This is a genomic window from Parajatrophihabitans canadensis, from assembly GCF_053764775.1.
Map to the genome: position 1 here is coordinate 4841986 of NZ_CM132445.1, position 15584 is coordinate 4857569.

The 15584-nt window shown below is 63.4% G+C and carries 16 protein-coding genes; 7 read left to right on the plus strand and 9 right to left on the minus strand.

Translation table 11 applies throughout. The features are described from left to right. The first annotated feature begins 20 nt into the window (after positions 1 to 20). From ACSMXN_RS23285 to ACSMXN_RS23295, 3 genes are all read left to right on the plus strand, one after another. Entirely contained in the window at positions 21 to 2081 is a 2061-nt protein-coding gene (locus ACSMXN_RS23285) for a hypothetical protein (RefSeq protein WP_022915098.1), read from the plus strand. 41 nt (positions 2082 to 2122) lie between these two features. After that, positions 2123 to 2605 (plus strand): phage holin family protein, encoded by a 483-nt coding sequence (locus ACSMXN_RS23290; RefSeq protein ID WP_022915099.1) that lies wholly within the window; start codon positions 2123 to 2125, stop codon positions 2603 to 2605. 128 nt (positions 2606 to 2733) lie between these two features. After that, the gene (locus ACSMXN_RS23295; RefSeq protein WP_155958520.1) at positions 2734 to 3033 is read left to right on the plus strand and encodes a hypothetical protein; all 300 of its coding nucleotides are present in this window, start codon (positions 2734 to 2736) and stop codon (positions 3031 to 3033) included. A 41-nt stretch (positions 3034 to 3074) separates the two neighbouring features. Here ACSMXN_RS23295 and ACSMXN_RS23300 read toward each other — a convergent pair whose 3' ends face one another. Then, on the minus strand, positions 3075 to 3413 hold the full coding sequence (locus ACSMXN_RS23300) for a nuclear transport factor 2 family protein (protein ID WP_022915101.1): 339 nt from the start codon (positions 3411 to 3413) through the stop codon (positions 3075 to 3077). Positions 3414 to 3502: 89 nt separating this feature from the next. Between ACSMXN_RS23300 and ACSMXN_RS23305 the strand changes: the two genes are divergently transcribed. Continuing rightward, positions 3503 to 4339 (plus strand): MerR family transcriptional regulator, encoded by an 837-nt coding sequence (locus ACSMXN_RS23305; RefSeq protein WP_022915102.1) that lies wholly within the window; start codon positions 3503 to 3505, stop codon positions 4337 to 4339. Between the two features lie 34 nt (positions 4340 to 4373). Here ACSMXN_RS23305 and ACSMXN_RS23310 read toward each other — a convergent pair whose 3' ends face one another. After that, entirely contained in the window at positions 4374 to 5435 is a 1062-nt protein-coding gene (locus ACSMXN_RS23310; protein ID WP_022915103.1) for a calcium-binding protein, read from the minus strand. 127 nt (positions 5436 to 5562) lie between these two features. On the opposite strand from ACSMXN_RS23310, the gene ACSMXN_RS23315 reads away from it, so the two are divergent. Next, positions 5563 to 6075, plus strand: coding sequence for an OsmC family protein (locus ACSMXN_RS23315; RefSeq protein WP_022915104.1), 513 nt, complete (start codon positions 5563 to 5565; stop codon positions 6073 to 6075). 21 nt (positions 6076 to 6096) lie between these two features. Here the strand turns inward: ACSMXN_RS23315 and ACSMXN_RS23320 are convergent, their stop codons facing one another. The 4 genes from ACSMXN_RS23320 to ACSMXN_RS23335 all read right to left on the minus strand — a co-directional run bounded on the left by ACSMXN_RS23320 (position 6097) and on the right by ACSMXN_RS23335 (position 10602). Continuing rightward, positions 6097 to 7119 carry a DUF2889 domain-containing protein gene (locus ACSMXN_RS23320; RefSeq protein WP_022915105.1) on the minus strand — a complete coding sequence of 341 codons (1023 nt, stop codon included), beginning with the start codon at positions 7117 to 7119 and terminating at the stop codon, positions 6097 to 6099. A gap of 190 nt (positions 7120 to 7309) precedes the next feature. Then, a complete protein-coding gene (locus ACSMXN_RS23325; protein ID WP_022915106.1) occupies positions 7310 to 8146 on the minus strand; it encodes an enoyl-CoA hydratase-related protein in 837 nt (278 codons plus the stop codon). A gap of 317 nt (positions 8147 to 8463) precedes the next feature. Further along, positions 8464 to 9135, minus strand: coding sequence for a PilZ domain-containing protein (locus ACSMXN_RS23330; RefSeq protein WP_022915107.1), 672 nt, complete (start codon positions 9133 to 9135; stop codon positions 8464 to 8466). Between the two features lie 18 nt (positions 9136 to 9153). After that, positions 9154 to 10602 carry an EAL domain-containing protein gene (locus ACSMXN_RS23335; protein WP_022915108.1) on the minus strand — a complete coding sequence of 483 codons (1449 nt, stop codon included), beginning with the start codon at positions 10600 to 10602 and terminating at the stop codon, positions 9154 to 9156. A 295-nt stretch (positions 10603 to 10897) separates the two neighbouring features. On the opposite strand from ACSMXN_RS23335, the gene ACSMXN_RS23340 reads away from it, so the two are divergent. After that, positions 10898 to 11476 carry a YfcE family phosphodiesterase gene (locus tag ACSMXN_RS23340; protein ID WP_022915109.1) on the plus strand — a complete coding sequence of 193 codons (579 nt, stop codon included), beginning with the start codon at positions 10898 to 10900 and terminating at the stop codon, positions 11474 to 11476. Between the two features lie 49 nt (positions 11477 to 11525). On the opposite strand, the gene ACSMXN_RS23345 is transcribed toward ACSMXN_RS23340, so the two are convergent. From ACSMXN_RS23345 to ACSMXN_RS23355, 3 genes are read right to left on the minus strand one after another with little or no spacing between them, the layout of a single operon-like run. After that, on the minus strand, positions 11526 to 11870 hold the full coding sequence (locus tag ACSMXN_RS23345; RefSeq protein WP_022915110.1) for a winged helix-turn-helix transcriptional regulator: 345 nt from the start codon (positions 11868 to 11870) through the stop codon (positions 11526 to 11528). A 20-nt stretch (positions 11871 to 11890) separates the two neighbouring features. Continuing rightward, positions 11891 to 12619, minus strand: a complete 729-nt coding sequence (locus ACSMXN_RS23350) for an alpha/beta fold hydrolase (protein ID WP_022915111.1) — start codon at positions 12617 to 12619, stop codon at positions 11891 to 11893. A 10-nt stretch (positions 12620 to 12629) separates the two neighbouring features. Next, the gene (locus ACSMXN_RS23355) at positions 12630 to 13757 is read right to left on the minus strand and encodes an acyl-CoA desaturase (protein ID WP_022915112.1); all 1128 of its coding nucleotides are present in this window, start codon (positions 13755 to 13757) and stop codon (positions 12630 to 12632) included. Between the two features lie 394 nt (positions 13758 to 14151). On the opposite strand from ACSMXN_RS23355, the gene ACSMXN_RS23360 reads away from it, so the two are divergent. Further along, the gene (locus ACSMXN_RS23360) at positions 14152 to 15459 is read left to right on the plus strand and encodes an HNH endonuclease signature motif containing protein (protein ID WP_022915114.1); all 1308 of its coding nucleotides are present in this window, start codon (positions 14152 to 14154) and stop codon (positions 15457 to 15459) included. Positions 15460 to 15584: the final 125 nt, after the last annotated feature.

Genomic DNA, 15584 nt, shown 5'->3' on the forward strand with positions numbered 1-15584 from the left:
ACCAGCGTAGCGTTGCCCCAATGGAGCCCGGTCTCGGTCTCACGGCAGGCGGTCACACTTCGGACAGAGCAGTGCCCGACGCGCGGCGAGGCGTCGCTGCAGCCGCCGTTCTCGTCCTGTTCAGCGGCTTGATGTTGTTCGTCTGGGCGATGCCAGCGTCAGGCCTGCCGACGCCGGCGGTCGCTGAGCAGCCATTCGCCGCTTTCCAGTACGGGACGGCCGGATGTATCGAGGTTGGCGTGCGACCAGCCGCGCCGTTTAACCAGCTGCCGCCTTATCAGGTTCCAGATTCCTACAACCGGATTGCCCAGGGCTACCCGACCGGCGGTTACGACCCCGCTGCCCTCGGATTCACCGCACAGAGCGGCACGAACTCCTGCCTCTACAACTTCTACGACAAGAACCGCAAAGTTGACCCGGCCGCCGTCGTCATCGGCACCGGGTATTGCATTCAGTTCGGTGCCGGGCAGCTATCCGGTACCGGTTACGATCCGGAACCTGCCACACCGACCAGCATCGCGAATTTCGGATACGTGCTGCGAATACTTCAGGACTATTACCCGCTGACCACATTGCCTGCCGGAGCGGCTACTACCAATGCCCAGAAGGCCGGAACCGTCGCGATGGCGATCCACTTCTTCACTGACGGCATCGTGATGCCGCCCACCTACCAGACCGCAGGACTGTACAACGTCGTCGCTGGCATTGTTGCCGACGCGATCGCCAAAGGCCCGCTCCCCACTGTGCCAACTGACCCAAGCCCCACGATCACGGGGCCGGACAGCGGCGTGACCGGAACACTCGCCGGCCCGTACACCTTCGGACCGAGCGGACTCGCAAGCCCGATCACGGTAACTGTGGACGGCGCGCAAGCCTTCACCGACGCCGCCGGGACCCAGCCGTTCACCAATGGATCCGCACTCGCGGCGGGAGCACAACTCTGGCTGCGGTCTGCGACCGACTCCACCTTCACGATCAAGGCCACCGCGAGCAGGCTTGACCCGACGGGCACCCTCATGGTCGGTGACACCGCGGTAGCAAGAGTGCAGTCAATGCTTCTCACCAAACCGATCACGCTGCTGGGCAAGGTCGGCTTCACCGGCACCTTCGCGGCCGCGCCCGTCGAGGCCACCCTTGCCAGTCAAGTTTCCAGTCACCTGATCGAGGTCGGCGGGAGCGTGGCCGACACCTACGCCGTCGGAGGGCTCGGCGTCGCCGAGCCAGCCACCATCCAGGTGATCCTGTACGGCCCAGTCTCACCGGTGGGTGGTGACGGCTGTGTCGGCGTCAACTGGACGCCTGTCTCCAGCTTGCCGGTCACACGCCGCTTCGCCCCGATTGCCGTGGTCGGGGATGGCCCGATCGACATCGACCCAACCCAGCTCACCGAGCCTGGCTGCTACTCCTATGGTGCACTGATTGCACCGGCGGCCGGACCCCAGGTCACCGCGGCCCCTGGGGACCCGACCGAGACGGTGCGGGTGCTACCGCGTCCCGTCGTCCCGCCCTGGCAAGTGCGTTCCGCTGCCTCTGCGCAGCAGGTCGAACCAGGTGACAGCGTCTCGGACCGGATAACCCTGACCGGTATGTTGCCGGGCCGCACCATGACTCTCGCGTCCGCTCTATACGGACCGCTGGCGCCCGCGGCAGACGGCACTTGCACCAGCATTAACTGGCTCAGTGCCCGACCTCCGGTTGCCGCCCGGTTCGCGCCCCTGGTGCTGGCGAGCAACGGCACCACTCAAACCCCGCCGGTGCACTTGACCCGCATAGGCTGCTACACGTTCGCGACCGCTGCGACGAACAATTTCGTCACCGGCGGCGAGGTCCCGACCGATCAAGGCTTCGGAAACCCCGCCGAAATCGTCGAGGTCACCGCCCCGCCACCACCGCCGGCTCCGACACAATCCACCTTCCCGCCGTCCGTGCTACCGGAAACGCCGTCGGCCCAACCAGTCGACTTCAATCCAGAACTCGCCGCGACGGGCACGGCCGCATCGAGCGTGCTCGCGATCGGTATCGCGCTAACCGTCGCTGGCGCCGCCCTCACGACGATGGTGAGCCGGAGAGCCCGGCCCTGACCGACCGCGGCTACTGCCACCCGACATCTCACCCGAAGCGCATGTCGCGCGTACCGTCCGTTGGCAGCTATGTTGCCTTTGTGATCCGCCTCATCATCAGGTTCTGCATCTTCGTCGTCACGGCTGCTATCGGACTGATCGTTGCCGTCATCGTGCTTCCCGATATGTCCATCAGCGTGAGCTCGTTCCTCGTCGACGTGGTCATTTTCGCGGTGTTGCGGGCGATACTGTCGCCGTTCATCCTCAAGGTCGCGATTCGCAGCGCCCCGGCCGTGGTCGGTGCGGCCGGATTGATTTCGACGCTGTTGGCCTTGTTGATCACGACCTGGATTTCGGACGGCCTATCGATCCGGGGCGCGAGCACGTGGGTGTTCGCGACCCTTATTGTGTGGATTGCCTCGATGTTGGCGACGCTGTTGATTCCATTTCTGATCGTGCGGGGCCTTCTCGGGGCATGGCTGCGCCGCAACGCACAGTTGGACAACAAACGTGACAACAAGAGCGCCGCGAGCGGGCTCATCTGAGCGTCCGGCTCAACCTGAGCCCAGCATCGGTGCGTCGGCGCATTGCCACATTGATCCATTGCGCATTGGCACGGCCCGGCTCACACTTGCCTGCATCGGCCGATCGTCGGCCGTCAGGGGAGGGTTCGATGCCTGTTTTGATGACGACAGATATCCCAGCGAGCCGTGCAGACGTAGAGGCGGTGAGCGCTGAGACCGGCGCTCACGACAATCCTCCGGCCGGCTTGATCGTCCACCTCATCACCGAGACGGCGGCCGGCGTGCATGTGGTCGATGTCTGGGAGACGGCGGAGGACTACCGCAGGTTCACCGACGAACAACTCGCGCCTGCGATGGCAAAGGTGCTGCCGCAACGTGGGATCTCGATGGACGGGCCCCCACCAGCGGCCAACATCAGCGAAGCGTTCGACGTCATTCGCGGTCGGTGATCAGGCCACCACGGCGCGGTCCAGTCAGGGTGCAGATCCAGTCACGGTGCAATAGCGAGGAAGTCGATCAGCCCGTCCGCTGCGAACCGGAACCGAAATCGTAGCTGCACGGGACTACCGGGAAAGTCACCGGCGATATCGACGATTGCGACGTGCTCGGTCGCAGACTTTTCAACGTCCTGCACGGTGTAAACGACCCTTGGTACCGTCGTACGCCACGCACGGATGGCGGCCACTCCTCGATAGGTGTTGCCCTCGTCCTCGACGATGGCGTCTGCGCTGAACTGAGCGAAATAGGCATCGACACCCGGGCCGGGTGCCAATTCGAAATACCGGCGGATGCGGTTTTCGTCTTCGGTCATTGCAAGGTTGGTGCTCATCTGGATCCTCCTCGGTCGATGCATCACCGTGACCCCTCCGGTAGGGGGAGAGTCAACCGCAGGCACTGGAGGGGTGCAGAGTTGTCCACATGCGCGCCTCCCTGACGATCGGTGACTTCTCCCAACTCACTCACTTGAGCGTCAAGACCCTGCGGCACTATCACGAGGCCGGGCTGCTTGAACCTGCCGAGATCGACCCGCACAGCGGGTATCGCTACTACTCAGCCGAGCAGATTCCCACCGCCCAGGTGATCCGCCGATTTCGCGAGCTGGACATGCCGGTGCGGGAGGTGGCGGACGTGTTGGCGACCACTGATCCGGACGCCAGAAGTGCCCTGATCGCCGAGCACCTCGCGCGTCTGGAGAGTCAACTCGATCAGACGCGAGCCGCAGTCGCGGCCCTTCGCAGGTTGCTTGAACCCGTCCCGCCCGCGATCCAGGTCGAGCATCGTTCGACCTCGGCCAGAACGGTTGCCGCGATCGGTGAGACGGTTGAGCGCGGGAACGTTCTTAGCTGGTATGGCACAGCCATGAGCGAAATCGAACAGGCCGTGTCGGGGCAACGCCTGCACGTGACTGGGCCGCCTGGTGGGCTGTATGACAACGAGCTGTTCACCAACGATCGAGGCGACGTGCTGGTCTACGTTCCGGTCGCGGAACCTCCCGCAATTGGAAGGATAAAGCCGTTCATCGTGCCCGCAGCAGAACTGGCGATCACGGTGCACAACGGCCCGCACGACGATATTGACGTTACGTACGGACGGCTGGGTAGGTACGTCGCCGATCATGAGTTCGCCGTCGTGGGGCCTGTGCACGAGATCTATCTCATTGGCCCACGCGACACGGACGAAAGCACCGCGTGGCGCACCGAGATTGGCTGGCCGGTTTTTCATACCTCTGCCAGCCGATCGGCCCATCGTCGTTGATGAATCGACATCTCGGCGCGCCCCGCGGCATTCTTCAGCGCTGACCGGTTCCGAGGTCGGCCGCGATACTCATCAACGTGCCGGCGGCCTTGGCTATCGCGACGGTGTCATTTCCGCCCAGGCTGTTCACCTGCAGGTGGTCGGCGGTCTCGCCGCCGGTAACGTGCGTTGCCGCCACCAGGCCCCTTACGTCGGCTGCACTGCCATGGCCGGCAACGTAGATTCGATCGGCCTTGTTGGTGCCGTTTACCGTTACGGTATCGGCCTGACCGTCACCGACACCCTGTGCTGAAAGGTCGACGTCAGCCGAGCGCACATCGGTTCCGGTCAAGTCGTTGATCGTGACGGAATCAGCACCACCGACCGCCGCGACCTTGACATGCTCGACATTGTCCAGGTCCATCCGGATCCCGCCGACGTCACGTGTCAGCACAGCCTGGCGTCCGTTGGCCGACAGTGCCATGATCTCGTTCGCGTTCGAGCCGTTGAAGGCGAGGGTATCGACCCCGGCACTGCCGTCCACGACGTCGTTTCCTTCTCCCGGATTCCATACCGCGGTGTCAGCCCCGGCGCCGAGGATCTCGGTATCGGTCCCGACATTGCCGTCGATGACATCGTTGCCGGCATTGCCGAAAATCACGTCGTTACCGGCGCCACCCTGGATGTTGTCATCGCCCGCCCCGCCGGAAAGCGTGTCGTTGCCGGACCCTCCCACGATGGTGTCGTTTCCGGCGCCACCGTCGACGATCAAGGCCTCTTCGACAAACCTGCCGTTGAGTTCGTTCTCGTGAAACTGATCATCACCGCGCCCGAGGAACGCAGAGATCGTGTTGAAGGTCGTGCGGTCGAAGCTCTGCGGCAGAGTCCCGTTCCCGAAATCGATCACCAACGTATTCGGGTTATCGGCCGCTAAGCCGATCACGATGTCGTCATCGCCGCTCGTCCCATTGATCGTGAGCGTGTTGTTGGCAACCGAGGCTGACGCAATCGGCGCGGCATCGGCGGCCCCAGCGATGGCCAAACCCCCGCCCACGGTCAGCAGCGCTGCGGCGGCGAGACCGATTTGACGCTTGCCGAAGATGGTTTGAATATTCATTTCTCCTCTTTCACCCTTGTCGGGCCAGCGGTGTGCCGGCCATCGGGCTTAGTACGGACGTCGAAGCGCTGGCGGTTCCCGGCACGTATTCCGGCGACGTGCCGGAAGGAAAGCGTTACGGTTGGTCATGGTCGAATCCGCGCTGAGTGCAATTCAGGGTCCGTTGAAGGAGAAGTATCGGGCCAAGCCCGAGGCCGCGCGAGTGACGCTGAGCGCGAGCGGGTCACTCGGTGACGGCGTGACCTGCTCGGTCGACACGGGCCGCGCAATGGCCACAGCCGGCCTGCACCCCGCGTCCGGTGGCGACGGCGCCCAATTGTGTTCAGGCGACATGCTGTTGGAGGCGCTGGTCGCCTGCGCAGGTGTCACCCTCGGCGCAGTAGCTACCTCGCTCGGTCTCGACATCAGAGGGGGAACGGTCCGCGCTGAGGGCGATCTGGACTTTCGTGGCACCCTCGCGGTCGACAAGTCCGTGCCGGTGGGCCTGACCGACATCCGGCTCTCGTTCCAGCTCGACACCGATGCCGACGCGGAGCAGCTGGCTACGCTTACCCGCCTCACCGAGCGCTATTGCGTGGTGCTGCAGACGATCACTACGTCACCGCGGTGCACCGTGACGACGACGGCGCTGAGCGCGTGACGTCTAGGAAGTAACGGCTGGTCAGAGCAGCGATTCGCTGAGCGGTTCGGTGAATCGCAAGAACCGCAAGGTGTCGCTGAGGTGCGTGCACCCGCGAGTCCCCGAAAGCATCGAACGGACCGAGCTGTGCACGTCGCGCAGCGATGAACCTCGCAAGGCACCGGCGTTCTGCGAGGCCAGCGGGCACTCCGGGAACGGAAGCGCCCGCGGCTCGACTGCTATATCGGTCAGCACCAGATCGGAGCCAGCGGTCGCTCGGACGATGTATTCGTGCAGCGAACTCTCGACACCTTCGTCATCGACGTAGCTGTCGCGGAAGTACTGATAAAGCTCGATACCGTTGTCAACCTTGGTGATCTCGAAGATCCGGCGCCGGCGCATCGAATCGCGCACCGGTTCAGGTTCAGCCGGAAAGTCGGACGGATCAGTCAACATCTCGGCGAAGAACGGCGCATCGGTCGTGGTCCTGACGAGCGATTGCCCTTCCATCGCCTGCCGGTGCGCGGTGTCTCCGACCGCCCAGCCACGGCAGACATCGAGCTGCGGGTGGCTGTTCGGCATCGGCGAGACCCTCGGCGGTTCGTTCATCAGGCGCGCGTAGCCCGAAATCAACCGTACGGTCGGCAGGTCATCGAGCAGGGCACCGGTGGGTGAAGACAAGTCCACACCCTGCTCGACAAGCGTGACCAAGGCGGCGCGAAAGCCACTGATCGCAGGTCGGCCGACCAGCGAATCAAGCACCTGCTGCGGCAGCGACGCCGCTATCGCCACGATCCGGGACTCAGCGTCCACGCTTACTTCGAGCGGGTTGACCTCGTCCGTCGACACCACGCCTGCAGCATCGGTCGAGCTGTCCTGGGCGACGGCGTGCACTTGAAAGCCCAGGTCCCAGCTGGGGTCGGGCAAGATCTGCAACGATGTCGCCCGTCGGACCGAATTAGGCCGTCGCGAAGGCAAGACCAGCAACGGGTTCGCCAGCTTTTGCGGCGTCGGCTGTGCCGGATCGTGCCCCAAGAGTCCGGGCAGTGCTGACATCGAGTTCATCAGGTCCCCTCAGACCAGCTCTTCGGGCCAGATCACCAGGGGACACCCGGTTCAGCTGAATTACCGAATCGCTTTCGATAGCGACAATTCGATATTGGCACACGGCACGGTCGCCTTACAACGTCCAGGCGACCGGCCGGCTGAGCCGCGGGTCACAGCACGCAGTGCGGAACGCCTTGGCTAAGGGGTGTCAGATGCCCCGAAACTGCGGCGCCCGACGTTCGACATAGGCCTGCATTGCCTCGTGCCCGTCCGCGCCACCACCGATACCGAGCAGGGTGGCCTCTTCTTTGAAGGAGGCCAGCATTCCGGCCTCGAAAGACGAATTGAGCTGGCCCTTGATGTGGCCCATCCGGACCGTTGGACCGCTGGCAACCTCCTTGGCCCATTCGCGCAAGGTGGCGTCGAATTCCGCATGCGGCACGACCCGGTTGACCATGCCCCACTTCTCGGCCTGAATCGCTGGTAACGGTTTACCGAGCAGGGCCATTTCTTTCGCGCGCACAAGACTTGTCAGCTTCGGCAAGATCCAGGCGCCACCACCCTCGAGCGGGAGGCCACGCTGTACGAAGACCTCCCAGAAGCTCGCCTCTTCCGAAGCGATGATCAGGTCACAGCCCAATGCGAGCTGGCAGCCACCGCCTGCTGCCATTCCGTTCACGCCGGCGATGAAGGTCTTTTCGCTACGCCAGATTCGCTCGAGCAACCGGGCCCAGCCGTACATGAGGCCGTCGTCCCGGGACACGTTCGGGCCTTCGCTGCGGCGGCGCTCCGGCGGCACTTCGAGCGGACCACCTTCCTGGGTCAGGTCGGCTCCGGACGAGAACGCCTTGCCGTTACCGGTGATAACCGCAGCACGAACCGCAGGATCCTCGGTCACTTCATGAATCGCTGCGAGCAGAGCGATGCGCATCGGCCGATCGATGGCGTTGCGCTTGTCCGGGTGGTTCAACCTAAGCCAGGCCACTCCGTCCTCGACCTCGTACTGCAAGCCCGCGTCGTCCCAACTCTTCACATCCGCAGTCACTAGGTGGCTCTCCCTTTTGTCCGATAGCTGTAGGCGTCCTGCACCGGCCCAGTTATAACCCCTCGCGAGGGGTCAGGGATATACCCGCGTTGTCGGTCAACCCTGCACACCACCTGCTGGCGAGCCGCAAAACGCTCGATCTGGATTGCAGCGGTGGCCCGCAACGCCCTACCTCAAAGCTGGATTGATCCGAGCTGTTCGTCTACAAGGCGATGCTCCACAACGTTCGGCACTGTGAGGCCTAGCGCAGAAGGTGAGCAGGCTCTCACTCTGCGCTAGGCCTGACAGTGCCCGACGACGTTTTCCGGACAAGGCCATCATTGCGTGGCTCTACGTCCGTTACGTTCGAGAAGTTGTTGATTGAAGACGATTCGCCGCAGGTCATCGGCGATCTTTCCCTGATCTGCAAACAACAGCACGATCTGCCACTGTGGCGGTGCGGTCGGATGGCCGTCGGTTGGCGACACTTCAGTCACCCGGAGCACGTCAGCATGCAGTTCGAACGAGTTGCCAGAGGTCTTGAGTAAAAGCTCGACTGGAGAATCCGTCGGGGGGTGGTCGACCAGCGACTGACTCTTGCTCGTGCAGCGAACGCCGGCCTCGCTGAGGTCAGCCACAACTCCCGTTGCCTCGTGCCCGGTGCCATCAGCCGAGGCCCAGCGCAGGGCAACGGTTCCCATCACGGCGGCCCGGACGAACGCTCGCCGCTGCTCACGCCAACCGTTGCCGACGATATCGATGTCCCACAACGGCACGGCACCTTCGCGGCGAACGCCGACCAGCTTGCAGGGCAGAACGCATAATCCGCTCGATACGTGCCAGGTGGTCTCGACGGTGCATCCAACCCACAAGCCGTGTTCGGCGGGCAGATCCAATGGCCGCGCAACAGTCAGGCAACCGTCGCCGACATCCTCGACGCGGCTGGCGTACTCCTGGCCGTTGTCAGCACGAAGCGAGATCAACTGATTGATGGCCGGTTGGCCGTTCATACCGCTAACATCGGCAGCTCACAGCATGACTGAAGCGAAGGCTTCCGTGTTGACCGCCGCGTCGAAGATCCGGGCATCGTCAGCGGTCACGCTGTTGCGATCGACATTCTGCAAGAAGCTCCTGGCCGCTGCGATGACACAGTCCCGATCGTGGGTGAAGACATAGTCGAATTGACGCTCACCGTCTGACAGGGTGTCCTCACGATCGCGGGCCACAAAGGCAGCGGCGTAGTGCGGGCTGATGACGATGACGATCCATTCCCGCTCCAAACCGGTGCCGGGCCCGATCGGAGCCGTCCGAAAGCGGGGTTCGGCCTTGGCATCCAAGCCAGCGGCCAAGACGACGGTGAAGGCGTTGAGTTGCGCGAGCTCGTGGTATCGACGTTGATTGCTCGCGGAGAAGTAGGACCGATCTTGAAAGCAGGCCAGCACGACTGATGACTCCGCGCCGCTGGCGGCCTGATGCTCCAGGTGCTGGCTGATGTGGAGCAGATCGGCTCTACGGGCCCGCTGGGGCTCGGACGTCGCGGTGAGCACCTCGAACGGGGTACGTCCACACAGCGGTACCAAGCCCCCACGTCTCGGTATGACATGTCCGGGCGCAGGCACCGTACTTGGCAGCGGTCCTGGGCGGCCGTAGCGAAAGCCCTGGCCGTACGTCGCACCAAAGACCTGCGCCAACTGCTCTTGTTCGAGCGTCTCGATGCCTTCGGCAAGAATGACAGCGCCCGTACGCTCGGCGTAGGCACGCACCGCGGCAGTGATCGCCGCAGCGGCGGCACAGGGCGCCGAACGAACCAAAGACATGTCCAGTTTGACCACGTCGGGCCGCAGAAAAGGGAGCAGCGCCAACGAGCTCTGGTCCGCCCCGACGTCGTCCAAGGCGATCCCCCACGAGTCGCGGCGCGCCTGATCGGTGGCGTAGAGCAGGTCGGCGACGTGTGCTTCGACATCGCGCTCGACAACTTCGAGGATCACCCGCAGCTTGGTACGTGATCGCATGTATTCGGCGGCCAGCCGTGGCGGACAGTCGATGACCAACCCCGCGGGCTCGACGTTGATCAACCAGGACAGGTCCGGATGCAGATCAGCGTCGGCAGCAGCTCGGGTGGCCTGGGTCCGGCACAGCCAGTCCAGCTCGCCGAGTCTGCCCACCTTCGCCGCGGCCGCAAGCAGCGCCATGGGCGTTTCCAGCAAGCTGCCCGCAGGGCCCCGCGAGAGCGCTTCAAAACCTACAATCGCGCCCGATGCCAGGTGGACTACCGGCTGGAAGAGCGTCCGAATTGCGTCGTTGTCGATTACGGCGTCGATCGTCCATGGGGGCTGCGCATGGTAGCGATGCTTGGCGATGGAGCCGCCTGTGCCTGTGCCTGTGCCTCTGGCTGCGGCTGCGTCTGTCGCGGTGGCTGCGGTTCCTACCGCTGACCTGCGGAGTTCTGCGGAGCTGAGCAGCGTGCGGTGACTCATCAAGTGCGCCGATCCAAGGTCCGACTAAGACCCGGTTAGCAATCGCCAGGGGCGAAATCAGCGTGGAGGCCGACATCCGAAGTACCCGTAGTAATTCTCACCATACGCTAACCAAACACGCCTGGCTACCGTCTGTCACAGCTAGGTACGATTTTGGGTATCTGGTCGTTTGATCGGAATACCGCCGGGTCGCCATGACAACGTGTCCCTACCGATTGCCGCGCCAGCCTCAGCGGCAGCCCGTCCGAGTTCATGATCTTGTACTACTGGACACCGTAAGGCAGAGTGGCCTGCCGTGGGACATACGCGGATCGGCATCATCTCTGACACCCATATGCCCGCGGGGCTGAAGGTTCTCTGGGACGAGGTCGCCACCGCCTTCGCCGACGTCGATCTCATCTTGCATTCGGGCGACATCGTGCACCCGATGATCCTCGATCAACTCGAACAATGGGCTCCGGTCATCGCTGCAGAAGGCAACAACGATTTCGGCATGATCGACCACCGGGTTGCGCCGACCCAATGGCTGGACATCGAAGGATTCCGGATTGCCATGGTCCACGATATGGAGCCCGAGGACGAGCCCATCGATGTGCTGGAGCGCAAGTATCTCAAGGGCGAGCACGCCGACGTGATGATCACCGGCCACACGCATTTCGAACGCATGGACTTTCGCGACGGCGTGCTTCAGATCAACTCCGGGAGCGCCGTACACCCTCACCTCTGGTCTACCCGGCTCGGCACTGTGGCTTTTCTCGATCTCGAACCTGGCGTATTGCGCGCCAGCATAGAGCGGTTGGGCGAGTCAGCCGGTTTGCGAAACCCGTGCACCGAGTTCCGCTTTGACGGACACATCGTCGAGTCTCTCGGCTGAGGCAGCCACCCGATCTGAGCCCGTCGACTTGCGGGCGGATGTGTAGGCCTCAGGTACTCACCGGCAGGTTGTTGTCAGCCCACACCTTTAGTTCCTCCATCGCGGGCAGCAACGCATTCCCCGCCGGTGACAGGTGATACTCGACTGCTAGCGGCGGCCCGCCGTCAACGACACGCTCGACCAGCCCGGCCCCACAGAGTTCGGAGAGTCGCTCGGACAACACCGAATCACTGATACCGACGACGGCCCTTCTGAGCTCGGAAAAGCCGGCTGGGCCCGACGTAAGCGTCGCGATGATCACGCCATTCCAACGCTTGCCGAGGAAACCAAACGCTCTGGCCAAGGCAGCATCGCAGGCGCGCGGTTCATGGTGCTCGGCGCGGTCCGTAGCCATCCAGCCAGCATACCGAAGGCTTACCGCCCGGCCTGAGGATCGAGATTGCCACTCGCAACTCGGTAACTCTCCAGCCGATCGGTCACTCCGATCGGGTCGCTGAGCGCCACGAGATGGCCGCCGTCAATCTCATCCGGGGTGATTCCCAATCGCTGTTGAGCTATTCGGCGCTGGAATGCCAAGGGGAAGAATCGATCATCGCGACTGGATAGAACGCGAGTCGGCACGTCCGGCCATGCAGTCAGGTTCCACGGCGTTGCGAAGACGGCGTCGGCTTCTGGATTTTGGTGTCCCTCGCCTTCGGCAATCAGCGTCGGCGAGACGTCATGCAGAAAGTAGATCATCGGATCGAATTCGGCATCGGGGTCACGCCCTTGCTGTTCGTCGAGCGCTCGGCGGGCCTCAGCCTGGCCGGTATTCGTCCACCAGTCGCCAGGAGTCTCACCCGGGGCCGGGATCATCGCGTTGAGCAGGACGAGTGTGCTCACCGGAAGTTGATCGCACGCGAGCGAGGCGGTGAATGCACCGAGCGATTGCCCGACCATGATGAGCTCTGTATGGTCGTCGACCGTTGACACAGCTTGTACGACGATATCGAGATATTGCGGCAGGCCAGCGTTCTCGTCCGCGCCAGGAAGGCCAACCGAGATGGCGTCATAGCCTCGGTTTCGCAGTTCAGCTTCGACCAGGTTCCAGTACCAGGCGGCACCGCCCGCACCAGGAATCAGTACAAACGTCGGAGTCGTCATCGCTGGCTGCTCAGCGGGTGGGAATCGGCTCCGGTCGACGCAGCGGCCGACCAACCTGGTTCAGGTGACTTACCGCCGCCACGTAGGAGCCGAGCAGCGTCGTCTCGGTATAGCTGATGTGGTGATCGCGGCAGTACTGGATCACGAGGTGCTGGGCATGACGCAAGCTCGGCCGCGGCATGTTGGGAAAAAGGTGATGCTCGATTTGATAGTTGAGCCCGCCGAGCAGCAGATCGGTGAACCAGTTGCCTCGGACGTTGCGCGAGGTCAGCACTTGGCGTCGCAGAAAGTCGACCTTGTCGTCAGCCTTGAAACTCGGCATGCCCTTGTGGTTCGGGGCGAACGAACATCCCATGTACAGACCGAAGACCGCCTGATGGATGACGATGAAGACGACCGCCTTGATCGGTGACAACACGATGAACACCGCAGCCAGGTAGATCACGATGTGCAGCGTGAACAGCACTAACTCGGTGCTGCGATATCGGCGGCCTTTGCCGCTGAGCAGTGACCGCAGGCTCGCCACGTGCAGGTGGAAGCCTTCCAACGTCAGAAGCGGAAAAAATAACCAGGCCTGATAACCCGCGACAAGCCTGCCTAGACGCCCGGTCCGGGCCGCGACCTGGTTCGTGGTGAAGGCAAAGACTCGATCGCCGATGTCGGGATCCAGGCGCTCATAGTTCGGGTGCGAGTGGTGCCGGTTGTGCTTGTCCAGCCACCAGCCGTAGCTGAGCCCGACGAGTAGATCACCGAGGATGATTCCCATCAGATCGTTCGCCCGACGAGATCGGAATACCTGTTGGTGGCCACCGTCGTGCCCGAGGAACGCGAGCTGTGTTGCCAGCACCGCCACTGCCACTGCGACGACGAGCTGCCACCACGAGTCCCCGAGGAGGGCGAAGGTCAGCCACGCGGCGGCGAAGGCGAGGCCGGTGAGTGCAATCCGGGCGGCATAGTGACCTCGACGCCGTTCGAGCAGGTTCGCGTCTTTGATCTTGCGCGCTAAGCCCGCAAAATCACTGCCTCGGCGGACCTCGGCCGGGTCTGGCGCCTGGCGGTCCGAGTCGAAATCGACCGCAGAATCGGAATCTGTATGCGGATTGGTGTCGAGTGTGGACTCGGCTGACGCGGCGAACATCGGGCGACCTGACTGCGCCCAACGTGCCAGCGCGCGGACATCTTGCTCTCAACCCGGCATCGACATTCGGCATTCGATACGCACTCAGGCTGAGCCAGTTGAAACGTTACCTTGCCCACCCCGGATGTGCAGGCTCTCAGAAAAGGATCCCCTAAGTAGCTGTTACCTGAGAACCGGTTCAGGCGGCCTTTCAGTTGCTGATCCCTACTCGGGTAATTCCTTCTTTGGCGATTCCGTCTACGTAGACGCTTCGAATAGCTCCGAGGTCTGGCAACAAAGCCGCTTAGCACGCGGGTGCGACATATTCCGTTGAGTAATCACCATATAAAACCTATCGAAAGCCGATTTCACCACCGGGCCGTTGTTGTCGTATCCCTGATCTAGGTTGATCTTCATGACGGCCGAGCAGTTCCATTCCGGCGCCGTCTCGACCGGGCTGGTTGAGGCGGCCGCTTCGGTGCGCGCTTACCTCGCCGAACTCAGTCAGACAACGCGAACGGCCTCCAGCGCAGACTTGCTCGCTGAAGTCGCAGAACTCGAGACCCTGCGCAGGCAACTCGCCGCCGCCGATCACCTTCTACTCCCCGAGATCGAGAGCCGCGGCTTGGCGCCGAGTCACGGCTGCGCCACCGTGGCTGCCCTGCTGCGCCACATGCTGCGGTTGTCTCCACGCGAGGCCAACGCCCGCGTGCGCGCGGCGGCTGCCCTAGGCCCCAGGCGCGGTCTGACCGGGCAGCCGATGGAGCCAATCCTGCCCACGGCGGCTGAGGCGGCCCACGCCGGCGACGTCTCACCCGAGCACGTTGACCTGCTTTGCCGAGCTATGGACGATCTACCCGCCGCATTGCCGGTTGACCAATTCCACGCCGCCGAACAGATCCTGACCCGCGCGGCCTGCGAACTGGACCCCCCAGGGCTGATCGCCGCGAGCCAACGATTACAGGCGACGATCAACCCGGACGGCACCCGTCCGACCGAATATGACGCCCGACGGCGACGGTCGCTCACGCTCGGCCCGCAGCGCGACGGCATGGTCACCGGTACGTTCTGCCTCGATCCCGAAGCGGGCGCCAAGGCGATCGCGGTTCTGCACGCTCACTCCGCGCCACTGCCAGCCGCCGACGGCAGCCCTGACCCCCGCAGCCATCAGCAGCGGATGGCCGATGCGTTCGAAGATCTATGCGACCTGGCGTTGCGTGCCGGGCGCATAACCAGCGACGGACCGGCCGTCACCCTCACGTTGACCATGAGCCAGGAGCAATACGACGCCAACAGAGGATTGGCCGAAACCACCTACGGCCAACTTCTTTCCGTCGACTCGGCTCTGGAGCTGTCTCGCCAGGCCAGCCTCGCGGTCATCGTCAGTGCCGCCAAGTACGCGGTGCTCGACCTCGGGCTCACCGCGCGGCTCGCTAGCAGGCAGCAACGCATCGCTCTCACCGTGCGAGACCGCGGCTGCAGCTTCCCCGGTTGCACCAAACCTGCCGAATGGACGCAGGCACATCACATCCAGCCGTGGTGGGCCGGCGGCCGAACGGACCTCGCCAACCTGACCCTCGTGTGCCGCTATCACCACCGCGAGTTCGCTCGCCGAGGCTGGGACTGCGTGATGATCGACGGCCTGCCATGGTGGCGCCCACCCGCCTCTCGAGACCCCAACCGGACGCTGCAGCAGAATCACCGAATCCAGTTGAGGACGTGACCGTCGCCCAAGCACCAGAGCACAGTTGTACCGCGAACACTTCGTGCGTACGGCAAACACCTCGTGGTCGAATGTTGACCGGCTGACGCAGACTGTCAGAGCGCCGTGCTGATATTGCCGTGGTC

What these genes read in the sequence shown, in the direction of transcription:
- ACSMXN_RS23285 (WP_022915098.1), top strand. Translation starts at nt 21, where the DNA reads ATGGAGCCCGGTCTCGGTCTCACGGCAGGCGGTCACACTTCGGACAGA.
- ACSMXN_RS23290 (WP_022915099.1), top strand. Translation starts at nt 2,123, where the DNA reads ATGTCGCGCGTACCGTCCGTTGGCAGCTATGTTGCCTTTGTGATCCGC.
- ACSMXN_RS23295 (WP_155958520.1), top strand. Translation starts at nt 2,734, where the DNA reads ATGCCTGTTTTGATGACGACAGATATCCCAGCGAGCCGTGCAGACGTA.
- ACSMXN_RS23300 (WP_022915101.1), bottom strand. Translation starts at nt 3,413, where the DNA reads ATGAGCACCAACCTTGCAATGACCGAAGACGAAAACCGCATCCGCCGG.
- ACSMXN_RS23305 (WP_022915102.1), top strand. Translation starts at nt 3,503, where the DNA reads ATGCGCGCCTCCCTGACGATCGGTGACTTCTCCCAACTCACTCACTTG.
- ACSMXN_RS23310 (WP_022915103.1), bottom strand. Translation starts at nt 5,435, where the DNA reads ATGAATATTCAAACCATCTTCGGCAAGCGTCAAATCGGTCTCGCCGCC.
- ACSMXN_RS23315 (WP_022915104.1), top strand. Translation starts at nt 5,563, where the DNA reads ATGGTCGAATCCGCGCTGAGTGCAATTCAGGGTCCGTTGAAGGAGAAG.
- ACSMXN_RS23320 (WP_022915105.1), bottom strand. Translation starts at nt 7,119, where the DNA reads ATGAACTCGATGTCAGCACTGCCCGGACTCTTGGGGCACGATCCGGCA.
- ACSMXN_RS23330 (WP_022915107.1), bottom strand. Translation starts at nt 9,135, where the DNA reads ATGAACGGCCAACCGGCCATCAATCAGTTGATCTCGCTTCGTGCTGAC.
- ACSMXN_RS23335 (WP_022915108.1), bottom strand. Translation starts at nt 10,602, where the DNA reads ATGAGTCACCGCACGCTGCTCAGCTCCGCAGAACTCCGCAGGTCAGCG.
- ACSMXN_RS23345 (WP_022915110.1), bottom strand. Translation starts at nt 11,870, where the DNA reads ATGGCTACGGACCGCGCCGAGCACCATGAACCGCGCGCCTGCGATGCT.
- ACSMXN_RS23350 (WP_022915111.1), bottom strand. Translation starts at nt 12,619, where the DNA reads ATGACGACTCCGACGTTTGTACTGATTCCTGGTGCGGGCGGTGCCGCC.
- ACSMXN_RS23355 (WP_022915112.1), bottom strand. Translation starts at nt 13,757, where the DNA reads ATGTTCGCCGCGTCAGCCGAGTCCACACTCGACACCAATCCGCATACA.
- ACSMXN_RS23360 (WP_022915114.1), top strand. Translation starts at nt 14,152, where the DNA reads ATGACGGCCGAGCAGTTCCATTCCGGCGCCGTCTCGACCGGGCTGGTT.